At 71.7% G+C, this 14,565-nt stretch carries 13 protein-coding genes; 7 read left to right on the top strand and 6 right to left on the bottom strand.

What is annotated here, in order from left to right; genetic code table 11:
* Positions 1–30: 30 nt before the first annotated feature.
* Positions 31–1,500 (top strand): tetratricopeptide repeat protein, encoded by a 1,470-nt coding sequence (locus JEQ17_RS28980; RefSeq protein WP_234048404.1) that lies wholly within the window; start codon positions 31–33, stop codon positions 1,498–1,500.
* Positions 1,501–1,562: 62 nt separating this feature from the next.
* On the opposite strand, the gene hppD is transcribed toward JEQ17_RS28980, so the two are convergent.
* Positions 1,563–2,717, bottom strand: coding sequence for a 4-hydroxyphenylpyruvate dioxygenase (hppD, locus tag JEQ17_RS28975; RefSeq protein WP_407700092.1), 1,155 nt, complete (start codon positions 2,715–2,717; stop codon positions 1,563–1,565).
* 122 nt (positions 2,718–2,839) lie between these two features.
* Here hppD and JEQ17_RS28970 point away from each other — a divergent pair, with 122 nt between their 5' ends.
* From JEQ17_RS28970 to JEQ17_RS28950, 5 genes are read left to right on the top strand one after another with little or no spacing between them, the layout of a single operon-like run.
* Positions 2,840–3,313, top strand: a complete 474-nt coding sequence (locus JEQ17_RS28970) for an Lrp/AsnC family transcriptional regulator (protein ID WP_055617039.1) — start codon at positions 2,840–2,842, stop codon at positions 3,311–3,313.
* 39 nt (positions 3,314–3,352) lie between these two features.
* Positions 3,353–4,000: an ABC transporter permease gene (locus tag JEQ17_RS28965; protein WP_200397899.1), complete on the top strand. Its 648-nt coding sequence runs from the start codon at positions 3,353–3,355 to the stop codon at positions 3,998–4,000.
* Complete coding sequence (locus JEQ17_RS28960; protein ID WP_407700091.1) at positions 3,993–5,291, top strand: betaine/proline/choline family ABC transporter ATP-binding protein; 1,299 nt, start codon at positions 3,993–3,995, stop codon at positions 5,289–5,291. Before JEQ17_RS28965 ends, JEQ17_RS28960 begins: the two co-directional genes overlap by 8 nt.
* Complete coding sequence (locus JEQ17_RS28955; RefSeq protein ID WP_200397898.1) at positions 5,288–6,163, top strand: ABC transporter permease; 876 nt, start codon at positions 5,288–5,290, stop codon at positions 6,161–6,163. The genes JEQ17_RS28960 and JEQ17_RS28955 overlap by 4 nt, the downstream gene beginning before the upstream one ends.
* The gene (locus tag JEQ17_RS28950; protein WP_200397897.1) at positions 6,160–7,128 is read left to right on the top strand and encodes a glycine betaine ABC transporter substrate-binding protein; all 969 of its coding nucleotides are present in this window, start codon (positions 6,160–6,162) and stop codon (positions 7,126–7,128) included. The genes JEQ17_RS28955 and JEQ17_RS28950 overlap by 4 nt, the downstream gene beginning before the upstream one ends.
* 33 nt (positions 7,129–7,161) lie before the next feature.
* Here the strand turns inward: JEQ17_RS28950 and JEQ17_RS28945 are convergent, their stop codons facing one another.
* The 3 genes from JEQ17_RS28945 to JEQ17_RS28935 all read right to left on the bottom strand — a co-directional run bounded on the left by JEQ17_RS28945 (position 7,162) and on the right by JEQ17_RS28935 (position 10,022).
* Positions 7,162–7,953 (bottom strand): S16 family serine protease, encoded by a 792-nt coding sequence (locus JEQ17_RS28945; RefSeq protein ID WP_200397896.1) that lies wholly within the window; start codon positions 7,951–7,953, stop codon positions 7,162–7,164.
* A gap of 135 nt (positions 7,954–8,088) precedes the next feature.
* Positions 8,089–9,198, bottom strand: coding sequence for an o-succinylbenzoate synthase (gene menC / locus JEQ17_RS28940; protein ID WP_200397895.1), 1,110 nt, complete (start codon positions 9,196–9,198; stop codon positions 8,089–8,091).
* Positions 9,195–10,022 (bottom strand): chorismate synthase, encoded by an 828-nt coding sequence (locus JEQ17_RS28935; RefSeq protein ID WP_200397894.1) that lies wholly within the window; start codon positions 10,020–10,022, stop codon positions 9,195–9,197. The genes menC and JEQ17_RS28935 overlap by 4 nt, the downstream gene beginning before the upstream one ends.
* A 152-nt stretch (positions 10,023–10,174) precedes the next feature.
* Here JEQ17_RS28935 and JEQ17_RS28930 point away from each other — a divergent pair, with 152 nt between their 5' ends.
* Positions 10,175–11,725, top strand: coding sequence for a PucR family transcriptional regulator (locus tag JEQ17_RS28930; RefSeq protein WP_200397893.1), 1,551 nt, complete (start codon positions 10,175–10,177; stop codon positions 11,723–11,725).
* A 41-nt stretch (positions 11,726–11,766) separates the two neighbouring features.
* Here the strand turns inward: JEQ17_RS28930 and dapE are convergent, their stop codons facing one another.
* Positions 11,767–12,855: a succinyl-diaminopimelate desuccinylase gene (gene dapE, locus JEQ17_RS28925; RefSeq protein WP_200397892.1), complete on the bottom strand. Its 1,089-nt coding sequence runs from the start codon at positions 12,853–12,855 to the stop codon at positions 11,767–11,769.
* Positions 12,852–14,330 carry an amino acid permease gene (locus JEQ17_RS28920; protein ID WP_200397891.1) on the bottom strand — a complete coding sequence of 493 codons (1,479 nt, stop codon included), beginning with the start codon at positions 14,328–14,330 and terminating at the stop codon, positions 12,852–12,854. Before JEQ17_RS28920 ends, dapE begins: the two co-directional genes overlap by 4 nt.
* Positions 14,331–14,565 lie beyond the last annotated feature (235 nt).

Genomic DNA, 14,565 nt, shown 5'->3' with positions numbered 1-14,565 from the left:
TGCTCTTCGTATTGGCGCACAGTGAGCCGCATGGAGAGCGGCATGGGAAAAGAGCTGGCCTCGGGTTCGGCGGGCGGTCCGGCGGGCGATCCGGTCGGTGGCCCGGCGGATGGCCCAGGGGGCCGTTCGGCCAAGAGGTGGACGCTCGTCGGTGTCGTCGTGGGGTCTGCCGTCGTGGGGTGTGCCGTGCTGGGCGGTGTGCTGACGGCGGCGCCCCCCGAGCGCGGCGGGCCGCCGCCCGCGCCCGGTCCGGTGGCTCGGGCCGAGACCGCCGTCGGGGCCGGGGCGCCCGCCTCGCTGCCCGATCTGGTCGCGCTGATCGGGGACCGCGAGGCGCATCTGCGGGCCCATCCGGGTGATGTGCGGTCGTGGGCGGTGCTCGGCGCGGCGTACACGGAGCGGGGTGAGCGGACCGGCGACGCGCGGTTCTACCCGAAGGCCGAGAAGGCGCTGCGTACGTCGTTGCGGGCGAAGCCGAGGAAGAACGTGGAGGCGCTCGACGGACTGGCCGCGCTCGCCAATGCCCGGCACGACTTCCGGGCGGCGCGGAAGTGGGGCGAGGCCTCGGTGGCGGCCTCGCCGAAGCGGTGGACGGCCTATCCGGCGCTGATCGACGCGTACCGGGGGCTCGGGGAGTTCAAGGCCGCGGACAAGGCGCTGGCCAGGCTCGTCCGGCTGCCGAAGGGGGCGGCGGCGCCGAGGGCACGGGTGCTGGCGCGGGCCGCCCTCGTGCACCGGGACCAGGGGCAGCGCGAGGATGCCGCCGCCGCGCTCTCCGACGCGGTGGCGCTCGCCTCGGCTCCGGCCGAGCGGGCGGACTGTCTCGCCGGGGCCGGGGAGCTGGCCTGGGAGCGCGGGGAGCCCACCGAGTCGCTGCGCGCCTTCGAGGCCGCGGTGCGGGCCGATCCCGACGGGCACTCCGCGCTCGCGGGGCAGGGCCGGGCGCTGGCCGCGCTGGGCCGGACCCCGGAGGCCGTGCGCGCGTACCGGGCCGCGTCGGAGAAGCGGGCGCTGCCTCAGTACGCGTGGGAGCTGGGCGAGTTGTACGAGTCGCTGGGGCTGGGCGACGAGGCGCGCGCCCAGTACGACGTGGTGCGGCAGCGGGTGCGGGAGGGCGCCGCCGGTGGGGTGAACTCCGACCTCGTGGCGGGTCTCTTCGAGGCGGACCACGGTGACCCGGAGGCCGCCGTGCGGCTGCTGCGGGAGGAGTGGGAGCGGCATCCCTCCGCGGCGGTCGCGGATGCACTGGGGTGGGCGCTGCATCGCGCCGGGCAGCACGAGGACGCGCTCGTCTTCGCCACGAAGGCCACGGACAAGCAGCACGTGGGCGCGGTCCGCAGCGCGCCCTACGCGTACCACCGGGGCATGATCGAGCGGCGGTTGAAGATGGAGGGACCCGCGCGCCGCCATCTTGAGGAGGCGCTGCGGATCAGTCCGTACTTCTCGCCGCTGGGCGTTCCGGCGGCGAAGGAGGCGTTGGGGGCACTGGGTCAGGTGTGAGTCGGTGTGACTCGGTACGGCTCGGTGCGACAGCGCCCCGGCTGCCCTGCGGGATGCGGCGACTACAGGTTGCCGCGCTTCTCCTGCTCCCGTTCGATCGCCTGGAAGAGGGCCTTGAAGTTGCCCTTGCCGAAGCCCATCGAGCCATGGCGTTCGATGATCTCGAAGAAGACGGTCGGGCGGTCCTGGACCGGCTTGGTGAAGATCTGGAGCAGGTAGCCGTCCTCGTCGCGGTCGGCCAGGATCTTCAGTTCGCGCAGGGTGTCGACGGGGACGCGGGTGTCGCCGACCCATTCGCCGAGGGTGTCGTAGTAGGAGTCCGGGGTGTCGAGGAACCGGACGCCCGCCGCGCGCATGGTCCGTACGGTCTCCACGATGTCGTTCGTGTTGAGCGCGATGTGCTGGACGCCGGCGCCGCCGTAGAACTCCAGGTACTCGTCGATCTGGGACTTCTTCTTGGCGATGGCGGGCTCGTTGATCGGGAACTTGACCTTGAGCGTGCCGTCGGCGACGACCTTCGACATCAGGGCGCTGTACTCGGTGGCGATGTCGTCGCCCACGAACTCCTTCATGTTCGTGAAGCCCATGACCTTGTTGTAGAAGGCGACCCACTCGTTCATACGGCCGAGTTCCACGTTGCCGACGCAGTGGTCGATGGCCTGGAAGGTGCGATGGGCGGGCGGCTCGACGATCGGGTCCGCGGCCGTGAACCCGGGAAGGTAGGGGCCGTCGTAGCCCGTGCGCTCGACCAGGGTGTGGCGGGTCTTTCCGTACGTGGCGATGGCGGCGAGTACGACCGTGCCGTGCTCGTCCTTCAGCTCGTAGGGCTCGGTGACGGGGCGGGCGCCGTGCTCGACGGCGTAGGCGAACGCGGCGCGGGCGTCCGGGACCTCGATGGCGAGGTCGACCACGCCGTCACCGTGCTCCGCCACGTGCTCGGTGAGGAAGCGGCCCCAGGGGGTGGCGGCCTTGATGACGGAGGTGAGGACGAAGCGGGCGGAGCCGTTCTCCAGGACGTAGCTCGCGGTCTCGCGGCTGCCGTTCTCCGGTCCGGAGTAGGCGACCAGCTTCATGCCGAAGGCGGTGGAGTAGTAGTGCGCCGCCTGCTTGGCGTTGCCCACGGCGAAGACGACCGCGTCCATTCCCTTGACCGGGAAGGGGTCTGCCTGCCGCGCGGTGTCGGGGGTGGTGTGGGTGTTCGCAGAGATAGCTGCCATGGCCGCAGGCTCTCTCCGTTCGGCAAGGTGCGCAATAGTTTGCGAACCTGCTGGGCAATATGTGCAGAGAAAGGCCGGGTAGATCGGTCTTTGTGTACAGGATGACCACCTCGGAGGCCTTCATGGCGATCGATCATCTGGACGGGCGGCTGCTGGTGCTGCTCGCGCGGGAGCCGCGGATCGGTGTGCTGGAGATGTCCCGGCGGCTCGGGGTCGCGCGCGGGACCGTGCAGGCGCGGCTCGACCGGCTTCAGTCGAATGGAGTCATCCGGGGGTTCGGGCCGCAGGTGGATCCCGCGGCCCTCGGCTATCCCGTCACCGCCTTCGCGACGCTGCAGATCCGCCAGGGCCAAGGCACGGACGTACGGGCGCACTTGGCGACCGTGCCCGAGGTGCTGGAGCTGCACACGACGACGGGCGGCGGGGACATGCTGTGCCGGCTCGTGGCGCGGTCCAACGCCGATCTTCAGCGGGTGATCGACCGGGTTGTCGGTTTTGATGGCATCGTCCGGGCCTCCACGGCGATCGTCATGGAGAACCCCGTGCCGCTGCGGATCATCCCGCTGGTGGAGCAGGCCGCGGAGGACGACGACTGAGGCGACAGTGACGGCTGAGGCGACAGGGGTGAAAAGCGGGTGAGCTTCTGGGAGTACCTGGGCAGTCGCCATCAGCAGCTCCTCGCCGACGCCTACCAGCACGCCAGCGCCGTCTTCCAGTGCATGGTCGTCGCCACGGTGATCGGTGTGGTGGTCGGTGTCGTCACCTATCGGAGCGAGTGGGCCGGGAGCCTGGCCACGACCACGACGGCGACCCTGCTGACCATCCCCTCGCTCGCCATGATCGGTCTGCTCATCCCGATCGTGGGGCTGGGGGTTCCGCCCACGGTGATCGCGCTGACCCTGTACGGGCTGCTGCCGATCGTGCGCAACTCGATCGTGGGGCTGCGCGGGGTCGACCCCTCGCTCGTCGACGCGGCCACCGGCATCGGGATGTCACGGCTCGCCCGGCTCCTGCGGGTCGAACTGCCGCTCGCCTGGCCGCCGATCCTGACCGGGATCCGGGTCTCCACCCAGATGCTGATGGGGATCGCCGCCATCGCCGCCTATGCCTCGGGGCCGGGTCTCGGCAACGAGATCTTCCGCGGCATCGCCTCCCTGGGCAGCAAGAACGCGCTCAACCAGGTGCTCGCGGGCACGCTCGGGATCATCGTCCTGGCCCTGCTGTTCGACGCCGCGTACGTCCTCATCGGGCGGCTGACCATTCCCAGGGGGATCCGTGCCTGAGCCGACCGCGACCACCGCGACCACCACGTCTGCCGCTGCGACCACCGGCGCGAACGCCACCACCGGCGCCACGATCGAGCTGGAGAACCTCACCAAGCGCTACCCGGGGAGCCCCGACCCCGCCGTCGACAGCGTCAACATGGAGATCAACGCGGGTGAACTCGTCGTCTTCGTCGGCCCCTCGGGGTGCGGGAAGTCCACCACCCTGAAGATGATCAACCGCCTGATCGAGCCGACGGGCGGGCGGATCAGGATCGGTGGCGAGGACGTCACCCACATGGACCCCGTGAAGCTGCGCCGCAAGATCGGGTACGCGATCCAGGCCTCGGGGCTCTTCCCGCACATGACGGTCGCCCAGAACATCGCCCTCGTGCCGAGGATGGTGGGGTGGCCGAAGGCGCGGATCACCTCGCGGGTCGAGGAGATGCTGGATCTGGTCGGTCTCGACCCGGGCGAGTTCCACGGGCGCTATCCGCGGCAGCTGTCCGGCGGGCAGCAGCAACGGGTCGGTGTGGCACGGGCGTTGGCCGCCGATCCGCCCGTACTGCTGATGGACGAGCCCTTCGGGGCCGTGGACCCCATCACCCGTGACCACCTCCAGGACGAGCTGATCCGGCTGCAGCACGAGCTGCACAAGACGATCGTCTTCGTCACCCACGACTTCGACGAGGCGATCAAGCTGGGCGACCGGATCGCCGTGCTGCGGGAGCGGTCGCACATCGCCCAGTTCGACACCCCGGAGGCCATCCTCACCAACCCCGCGGACGACTTCGTGTCCGGGTTCGTGGGCGCCGGGGCCGCGCTGAAGCGGCTCAATCTGTCGCGCGTACGGGATGTGGAGATCACTGACTATCCGACGGTGACCGTCGACGATCCGCTGCAGGAGATCTTCAACAGGCTGAGGTCGAGCGGTACGAACGAGATCCTGCTGCTCGACCGGCGTGGGCGGCCCTACAAGTGGCTGCGGCGCGGGGACCTGATGCGGGCCAAGGGCTCGCTGGCCCGGGCGGGCACGCTGGTGCACGACACGGTGACCCGGGACGCGACGCTGCGGGACGCGCTGGAGGCCGTGCTCATCGACAACGCGGGGCGGGTCGTGGTGACGGGGCGGCGCGGGGAGTACACCGGCGTCGTGGACATGGAGACGCTGATGAACTCCGTGCACGAACTGCTGGAGGCCGACCGGCTCGACGCGATGGAGCACCAGCACGAACTGGAGGAGACGCGAGCCGAGCAGACCCACCACGAGCAGGAGGGCACCGCCGGTGCCGGCGGGGAGGCGAAGGCGTGAGGGCCCCGGAGACCGACCACGACACCGGGACGGACCCGGGCGACGAGGGCGCCGGGACGGACTCCGGGGCGGATCCCGGGGCGGGCTCCGGGTCCGAGGCGGCGAAGGCTCCCCCGGCCGTCAAGTCCCGTGCCTCCCGGGTGACCTGGCAGAAGCTGACCCTGCTGCCGGCCGTGCTCACCGTGGTGCTGCTCACCACCTGGCTCTGGTTCCGGCAGGCGGACCTGGACCCGCTCTCGGAGAACGCGCTCTCCGGCGGCCAGGTGTGGAAGGCACTGCGGCAGCAGATCGAACTGACGGTGATCTCCACGTTCTTCGTGCTGATCATCGCGATCCCGCTGGGCATCCTGCTGACCCGCAAGGCGTTCCGCAGGGCGACCCCGGCCGCGATGGCCGTCGCCAACATGGGGCAGGCGACCCCCGCCATCGGTCTGCTGGCGCTGCTCGTGATCTGGCTGGGCATCGGCCAGAAGGCGGCGCTGATCGGCATCATCGCGTACGCCGTCCTGCCGGTCCTGTCGAACACGATCGCCGGGCTCAAGGCGAACGACCCAACGCTCTTGGAGGCCGCCCGGGGCATCGGCATGTCGCCCATGGGCGTACTGGCCCGGGTCGAACTGCCCCTGGCCGTACCGCTGATCCTCGCCGGTGTCCGTACCGCTCTCGTCCTGAACGTGGGCACGGCGACCCTTGCCACCTTCGGCGGGGGCGGCGGTCTCGGCGTGCTGATCACGACCGGGATCACCAACCAGCGGATGCCGGTGCTGGTGCTCGGCTCGATCCTGACCGTGGCCCTCGCGCTGCTGGTCGATTGGCTGGCCTCGCTGGCCGAACTGCTGCTCAGCCCACTCGGGTTGGAGGCGGGGACATGAGACGGCGTACGGGTCTGGTGGCCGCCGGGGCGATGCTGGCGGCCTCGGCGGGGTGCGGGCTGACCAGCGGCTCGCCCATGGTCGACGACGTGGAGCCCGGCTCGATCGGGCAGGGGAAGCCGCTCAAGGGCGCCGATCTCACCGTGACGTCCAAGGAGTTCACCGAGCAGCTGATCCTCGGCGCGATCATGGGCATCGCCTTCGAGGCGGCCGGTGCGAAGGTGCTGGACCGCACGGGCATCCAGGGCTCCATCGGCGCCCGCGAGGCCGTCAAGAGCGGGGACGCGGACGGCATGTACGAGTACACGGGCACCGCCTGGATCACCTACCAGGGCAACAGCGGTCCCATCACCGATCCGCGCAAGCAGTGGGAGGCCGTCCGCGAGGCGGATCTGAAGAACGGGCTGACCTGGCTGCCTCCGTCGGCGCTGAACAACACCTACGCCCTCGCCATGAACCAGGCCAATTTCAAGAAGTACGGCACGAAGACCCTCTCCGACGTGGCCGCGCTGTCGAAGTCCGATCCGAAGGCGGTCACGCTCTGCGTGGAGAGCGAGTTCGCCAACCGGGCCGACGGGCTGCCGGGCATGGAGAAGGCGTACGGCATGAAGCTGCCCGCCGGGAACGTCACGCAGATGGACACCGGGATCATCTACACCCAGGCGGCGAAGGGGAGTTGCACCTACGGAGAGGTGTTCACCACCGACGGGCGCATCAAGTCGATGAACCTGGTCGTGATGGCGGACAACAAGAAGTTCTTCCCCAACTACAACGTGGCTCCGGAGATCAACTCCAAGGCGCTGAAGAAGTATCCGGCGATCGCGCAGGTCCTCGACCCGATCACCAAACGCCTGAACAACGACGTGGCACAGGAGTTGAACGCACGAGTGGACGTGGACGGGGAGGATCCGCACGCGGTCGCGCTGGACTGGATGAAGGACGAGGGGTTCGTGAAGGAGGGCTGAGCGGGGACTCTCCCGGGGAGCGGTCCGGTTCCGCTAGCAGCTCGGTACCGAGCCCTGGTCCTTCTCCAGGGCCACCAGGGCGGTGATCGCGCCCTTCAGAGTGGTGACCGGAATGAGGCGGAGCCCCTTCGGGAGGTCCGTCTTCGCGTCCGAGCACTCCGCCTTCGGGACCAGGAAGACGGTGGCGCCGTCGCGGCGGGCGGCCTGCGTCTTGAGGGCGACGCCGCCGACCGGGCCGACCTTTCCGTCGGCGTCGATCGTCCCGGTGCCCGCGATGTTGCGGCCGCCCGTGAGGTCGCCGCCGCTGCCGTCGCCGTCCAGCTTGTCGACGATGCCGAGGGAGAAGAGGAGCCCGGCGCTGGGCCCGCCGACATCGGCGAGCCTCAGGGTGACCTTGATGTCGTCCGACTGCTCGCCGAGGTGGTTCAGGGCCGCCTCGGTGGCGGTGTCCTGGGACTTCTTCATCTCCTCGGCGTTGTGCTCCTCGATCTCCTTCACGGTGTCGCCGCTCGGGTACACGGAGTCGCGCGGCATCACCGCCTGGTCCGTACGGAACCAGCCGTCGAGCACATCGCTCAGGCTCACGTCCTGGTCGGGGCCCGTCGCCTCGATGGTCGTCATCCGCAGCTGGCCACGCGTCTTGTGGGTGTCCGCACCGGTGATCGTGATGACCGACTCGCCCTTGTTGTCGCCGAGGACGTTCGCCGTCATCCCGGGCTGCGCCACCGAGAAGGGCAGCGGCGCGAACACCGCCGTGGCGAGCAGGGCCACGACGGGAAGGGCGCAGACGGCGACGGCCTGGGGGCGCGTGAGGCGAGAGAGCACGGGATCAATCTAACGCGAGGACGATTTCCGGCCGGGGCCCGGTCTGCGCCGGGGCCCGGCGGGCGACAGTGCAGGCCGGTCGGTGCCGGGGCGGTGCCGGGGCGGGTCGGCGCCAGGGCCCGGGCCCGGGCCCGGTCAGCCGCTGTGCAGCACCCTGCGGGCCGTGGTGAAGCGCCGCAGGGCGTCCGGCAGCGGCTCGGTCCCGATGCCCGGCGTCCGCGGCACCCGCAGATGACCGTCCTCCAGCACGAACGGCTCGGTGATGTCCTCGGCGAAGTAGCGGCCGGACGCCGAGGTGTCCCCGGGGAGGGTGAAGCCGGGGAGGGCGGCCAGCGCCAGGTTCGGGGCCCGGCCGATTCCCGTCTCCAGCATGCCGCCGCACCAGACCGGGACGCCGTGCGCGTGCGCGACGTCGTGGACACGGCGGGCCTCCAGGTAGCCGCCGACCCGGGCGGGCTTCACGTTGACGACCCGGCACGCGTCCATCGCGATCGCGGACGCGGTGTCGCGGGCACTGTGCAGGGACTCGTCGAGGCAGACGGGGGTCGCGACGCGCCGCTGGAGCCGCGCGTGGGCGTGGAGGTTGTTCTCCTCCAGGGGCTCCTCGATGAGCAGGAGCCCGAACTCGTCGAGCCGGCCCAGGTGTTCGGCGTCCGCGAGCGTGTAGGCCGTGTTGGCGTCGACCTGGAGGGGGAGCCGGTCCCCGAACCGCTCCCGCACGGCGCGCACGGGGGCCAGGTCCCAGCCGGGTTCGATCTTCAGCTTGATGCGTACGTAGCCCTCGTCGAGGTAGCGCTCGACGTCGTCCAGCAGCTCCCCGAGGGACTCCTTGATGCCGACCGAGACACCGGCCGGCACCCGGTCGCGCACGGCACCCAGGTAGGTCGCGAGCGGCATCCCGTACGCGCGCAGCTCGGCGTCCAGGACCGCCGTCTCCAGTGCCGCCTTCGCCAGCTCGTGGCCCTTGATCTTCGCCAGCGCGGGGGCGAGCGCCGCGGTGGTGAGCTCCGGGAGGGCGGCGACGCGCGGCAGCAGGAAGTCGCGGAGCACGATCTCGGCGCCGGCCACGAACTCCGAGCAGTAGAGCGGCTCGGGGTCGGCGGCGAACTCCGACCAGCCCTCGGCCGCGTCCGTGACGACGTGGAGGAGAAAGGTGTCCTTCGTCGTCATGGTCCCGAAGGACGTGCGGAACGGGGTGACGAGGGGCAGCGCGATGTGGACGATCTCCACGCGTTCCAGTTTCATGCGGGGGTGCCTTCCTCGGCGGGGAGTTCCTCGACTGCGGCCTCTTCGGCGGCGCGGGTCAGCGTGTACCAGCCGTCGCGGGACATCGCCGTGGCCGTGTAGCCCTCGGCGAAGGCCTCCGTGAAGACCTCGCGGACTGCGTGGCGCCAGCGCAGGGCGAGCACGGGGTCGGCGGCGCGGAGCTTGACGACGTCCTCGGGCACGCGGCACCAGACGCGGCGGTCGGCCAGGTCGCGCCGGGCGAGGGGATCCCCGTCGGGGGCGCGATGGGTGGCGGGGGCGGTGGCCCGGTCCTCCTCCGGCGGGACGGCGCGGTCATCCTCCCGCGCGGTGGGGCGGGGAGCAGCCAGGTCCCACGTCACGGTCAGCCGGTCGCTCTCGTCGCCGTCGTTCACGCCGTCGGCCATCGGTCCGTAGAAGTCGACCAGGTACTCCGTGCCGACCGCGCCCAGCTTGACCAGGTTGAAGCGGGCGTTGCGGCCGACGAGCGGGTCGAAGGTCCAGCGCATGGTGCGCGCGCCGCGCTCCAGGGCCCAGGCCCGCTGGGCCTGTTTCACCGCGTGCCCGATCCCGGGGTCGGCGGCGGCGACGAGGGAGTACGTGTCCCGCCGCCCGGGCGGCCCGAACACGGCGACGGAGGCTCCGGCCAGCCGGCTCCCGTCGTACGCGGCGTGCACCGCGCCGCCCGCGTGGACAAGGCTGTGCAGCACCTCGGCCGGGTACGGCGGGGTGCTGCGCGGGGTCTGCCAGACGTCGCTGAAGAAGTCGGTCACGGCGGCGAGACCGGTGACGTCGTGGACCGTACGGATGCTGACCTCTGTCATGGGAACGAGTCTCGGAGCCCATCGCGGCGCCCACGTTGTGCAAGCGGACAACACCCGCGTACGTTCCTGATGAGATCGGCCAAGCCCACCGCGGGCCGACCACAGGCACCGCAGGCCCGCGGACCGGCCGGGCCACGACGGAAGGACTCCCGATGGACGCCTGCACCCTCGGCGACCTGCTGGACGTCATCGGCGGCCCCTCCGTACGCCTGCACACCGCACCCGCCGGACTGACCGCACCCGTCACCGAGGCACTGCTGTACGACGCCCACGCGCCGCTGCCGAGCGTGCCCGGGGCGCTGCTGCTCGCGGTCGGCGTGCGGGCCGCGGCGGCCGGACCGCTGGCCCGGGCGGCGGCGAAGGCGGGGATGACCGGGCTCGTCGTACGCGGCCCGGGCGGTCCCGTCGCCGAGGCGGAGGCCGCGGGCGTGGCCCTGCTCTCCGTCGACGAAGACGCGGCCTGGCACCACGCCCATCTGCTGCTGGCGTCGGCGATCGGCGCCGGCCCCTCCCCCGCCGGGAACGGCCTCGGGGACCTCTTCGCGCTCGCGGACGCCGTCGCCACGGCCGTCGGCGGCGCCACCGCCGTCGAGGACCCGCGCCAGCGGATCCTCGCGTACTCGACCATCCCGGGCCAGGCGGTCGACGAGGACCGCCGCCAGGGCATCCTGGGCCTCCAGGTGCCGGGCAGCCCCGCGAACTCGGAGCAGTACCGGGTGCTGTTCGCGGCGCGGGGCGTGGTGCGGCTGCCCGCCCTCGGCGAGGGGAACCTGCCCCGCCTCGCGGTCGCCGTGCGCGCCGGGGGCGAGACGCTCGGCTCGCTGTGGGTGGTGGACGACGGTTCGCTGGCGGAGGACGCCGAGCAGGCGCTCGCGCAGGGCGCGTCCACGGCGGCGCTGCTGCTGTTGCGGGCGCGGGCCGCCCAGGAACTGGCCCGCCATCAGGACGGGGAGTCGCTGCGACGGCTGCTCGACGGTACGGCGGAGACCGCGACCGCCGCCCACCGCCTGGGACTCGGCGAGGGCCCGGTGCGTGTCGCGGCGTTCGTGCTGGGCTCCGGAACTCCGGCGCACGACAGCGAGCAGACCTCACTGCGGCTCCTGGACCTCGTACGGCTGCAGTGCGAGGTGAGGTACGGGCGGCACGTGTGCGTGCTGATGGACGGGGTCGTGTACGCGCTGCTGCCCGCCGTGGGCGAGCGGGGCGGGGCCCGCCATCGGCGGCTGGCCGAGGACATCGTGGCGCGGGCCGGGCAGGCGCTGCGGGTTCCGGTGCGGGCCGGGCTCGGCGAGGTCGTGCCGGGGCTCGCGGACGTCACGGCGTCCCGGGACGACGCGGACCTGGTGCTGCGCGTGCTCGGCCCCGAGCTCCCGGTCGCGGCGGTCGACGAGGTGCGCCCGCGGGTCACCCTGCTGCGGCTCACCGAACTCCTCGGCGAGCGGCGGGAGTTGTCGGCGGGTTCGTGGCGGCGCGTCCTCGCGTACGACACCGAGCACGGCACCGACTACGCCCGTACGCTCGTCTGCTGGTTCGACGCCGGCTGCGACATGGCAGGTGCGGCGAAACTGCTCGCCGTCCACCCCAACACCTGCCGCTACCGGCTGCGGCAGGCCCAGCAGCACGTCGGCATCGACCTCGACGACCCCGACGAACGGCTGGTGCTGTGGCTGCAGTTGAGAACCCTGGCCGGGCTCAGGGCGTGACACCGGGCCGGAGTCTCCGGACGTGATCCCGCGGCGGGGCTTCAGGGCGTCAGCCAGTTCCTGAGCCGCGCCTCGCACTCCCGCAGTTGAGCGAGCGGTACGTACTCCCCCGCCGTGTGTGCCAACACCGGGTCCCCGGGGCCGTAGTTGAGCGCGGGCGTGCCGAGCGAGGCGAACCGGGCGACGTCCGTCCAGCCCAGTTTCGGGCGCGGCTCGGCCCCCAGCACGCCGACCAGCGAGGCGACCGCCTGCCGGCCGAGCCCCGGCAGGGCACCCGGCACGACCTCGGTGACGTCGACCTCGTACTCCCGCTCGGGGAAGAGCCCACGCACGTACGCCTCCGCCTCCTGGGCCGAACGGCTGGGCGCGAAACGGGCGTTGACGGTGATCACACACGTGTCGGGGACGACGTTCCCGGCGACCCCGGCGCGTACGGCGACGGCGTTGAGCCCCTCCCGGTACTCCAGGCCGTCGATCACGACCCGCTCGGGCGTGTGGTCGGCGAGCCGCTGGAGGACGGGCGCGGCCCGGTGGGCGGCGTTCACCCCCCGCCACGCGCGAGCCGTGTGCGCCCGCTCCCCGCGGACGGTGATGTCGGCCGTCAGCACACCCTGGCAGCCCGCCTCGACGCCCGCGTCGGACGGCTCCATGAGGATGGCGAGGTCGGCCGCGAGCAGCTCCGGCCGGCGACCGGCGATCGTGTGGAGCCCGTTGCGGTCGCCCTCGACCTCCTCGCACTCGTAGAAGACGTACGTGACGTCACGCACGGGTGCCGTGACGGTGGCGGCCAGGCGCAGGGCGACGGCGACCCCGCCCTTCATGTCACAGGCGCCGAGCCCGTACAGCCGGTCGGCCTCCAGGCGCGCGGGCAGGTTGTCCGCGGCGGGCACGGTGTCGAGGTGCCCGGCGATGATCACCCGCTCGTCGCGGCCGAGGTCCGTACGGGCCACGACCGAGTTCCCGACCCGCTCCACGACGAGGTGGTCGAGCGGGCGCAGGGCGGCCTCGACGAGGTCGGCGAGGGCCTCCTCCGCACCGCTCTCGGAGGGGATGTCGACGAGCGCGCGGGTGAGGCCGACGACGTCGGTGGCGAGCGGGTCGAGAGGGGCCGGGGGGCCGAGGGGATTCAACTGCCGCTCCCCTGCGGCTGAGACTGCGGCTGCGGCTGCGACCGGTTGAGCTTCGAGTGCCGTATCCCGTATGTCCAGTACACCAGCAGCCCGACGGCCATCCAGCCGCCGAACGCGATCCAGGTGTCCGGCCCGAGGCTGAACAGCATGTAGACGCAGAAGCCCACGCCCAGCAGCGGGGTGACCGGCGAGAACGGGACACGGAAGGAACGCGGCGTCTCCGGGCTGCGGCGGCGCAGCAGGACCACGGCCAGGTTGACCAGCATGAACGCGAAGAGCGTGCCGATGCTCGTGGCGTCGGCCAGGGCGCCCAGCGGGACGAGGGCCGCCAGCACCGCGATGAAGGAGGAGACGATGACCGTGTTGGCGCGCGGGACACCGGTCCTCGGGTGGACCTTGGCGAACAGCGGCGGTACGAGCCCGTCGCGGGACATCGCGAAGAGGATGCGGATCTGCCCGTACTGGACGGTGAGCACGACACTCGTCGTCGCGACGACCGCGCCGATCGAGAGCAGGATCGGCCACAGGCTGCCCCCGCCCACGGACTGCACGAGCACCTGGCTGAGCGTCGCCTCCGTGCCCTCGAACTTCTGCCACGGCATCGCGCCGAGCGCGGCGACCGCGACGAGGACGTACAGGGCGGTGACGACGAGCAGGGAGAGGATGATCGCCCGCGGCAGGTCCCGCTGCGGGTTCTTCGCCTCCTCACCGGCGGTCGACGCGGCGTCGAACCCGATGTACGAGAAGAACAGCGAGGCGGCGCCCGCGCTCATCCCGGCCGCGCCCAGCGGGAACAGCGGGGTGAAGTTCCCGGCGCGGAAGGCGGTGAAGGCGACCGCGCAGAACATCAGGAGCGCGACGACCTTCACGGCGACCATGACCGTGTTGACGACGGCGCTCTCACGGGCGCCGCGCAGGAGCACGACCATGGAGAGTACGACGATGAAGGCGGCCGGGATGTTCAGCAGGCCACCGTCGCCCGGCGGGGCGCTGAGCGAGTCGGGGAGCGTGACGCCGACGGTGAGGTCGAGCAGCTCGTTGACGTACTGGCCCCAGCCGACGGCGACCGCGGCCACCGACACCCCGTACTCCAGGATCAGACACCAGCCGCAGACCCAGGCGACGAGTTCGCCGAGCGTCGCGTAGGTGTAGCTGTACGAGGATCCGGAGCCCGGGATCATGCCGGCCAGCTCGGCGTAGGACAGCGCCGAGAACAGCGCGGTCGTCCCGGCGACGAGGAACGAGACGACGATGGCGGGACCGGCCTCCGGCACCGCCTCCCCGAGGACGACGAAGATGCCGGTGCCGAGCGTGGCACCGATGCTGAGCAGCGTCAGCTGCCCGAGCCCCATGGTCCGCCTGAGCGGGCTGTCCGCCGCGTCGGCGACGAGCGCCCCCACCTCCTGCCGCCGCGTCAACCGCCCGCCGGGCCTCGACCCCTGCCCCACCCCGGGCACCCCACCAACCGTCTTCACCCTGACTCCCTCCACCGTTCCCTGCCTGGCCCCTGATGATGGAGAGCGAGCGACAAGGTCCGATGAGCGAATCAGCCAGAGCTACGGCCAAGGCTTTGGCCACAAGGCCAAAGCAGAGGCGGACCTGGAAACACGGGGCTTGGGGGCCAACCTGGAATCACGGGGCTTGGGGGCCCGGGGAGCAGCGCACTCTTCAGGCGCACGGGGACCGACGCGCCCCTAAGGGGCGCGGGGA

This window comes from Streptomyces liliifuscus (genome assembly GCF_016598615.1).
Taxonomy (GTDB): Bacteria; Actinomycetota; Actinomycetes; order Streptomycetales; family Streptomycetaceae; genus Streptomyces; species Streptomyces liliifuscus.
Note: the sequence above shows the minus strand (reverse complement) of the source record. Positions and strands in the feature narration are given on the sequence as shown.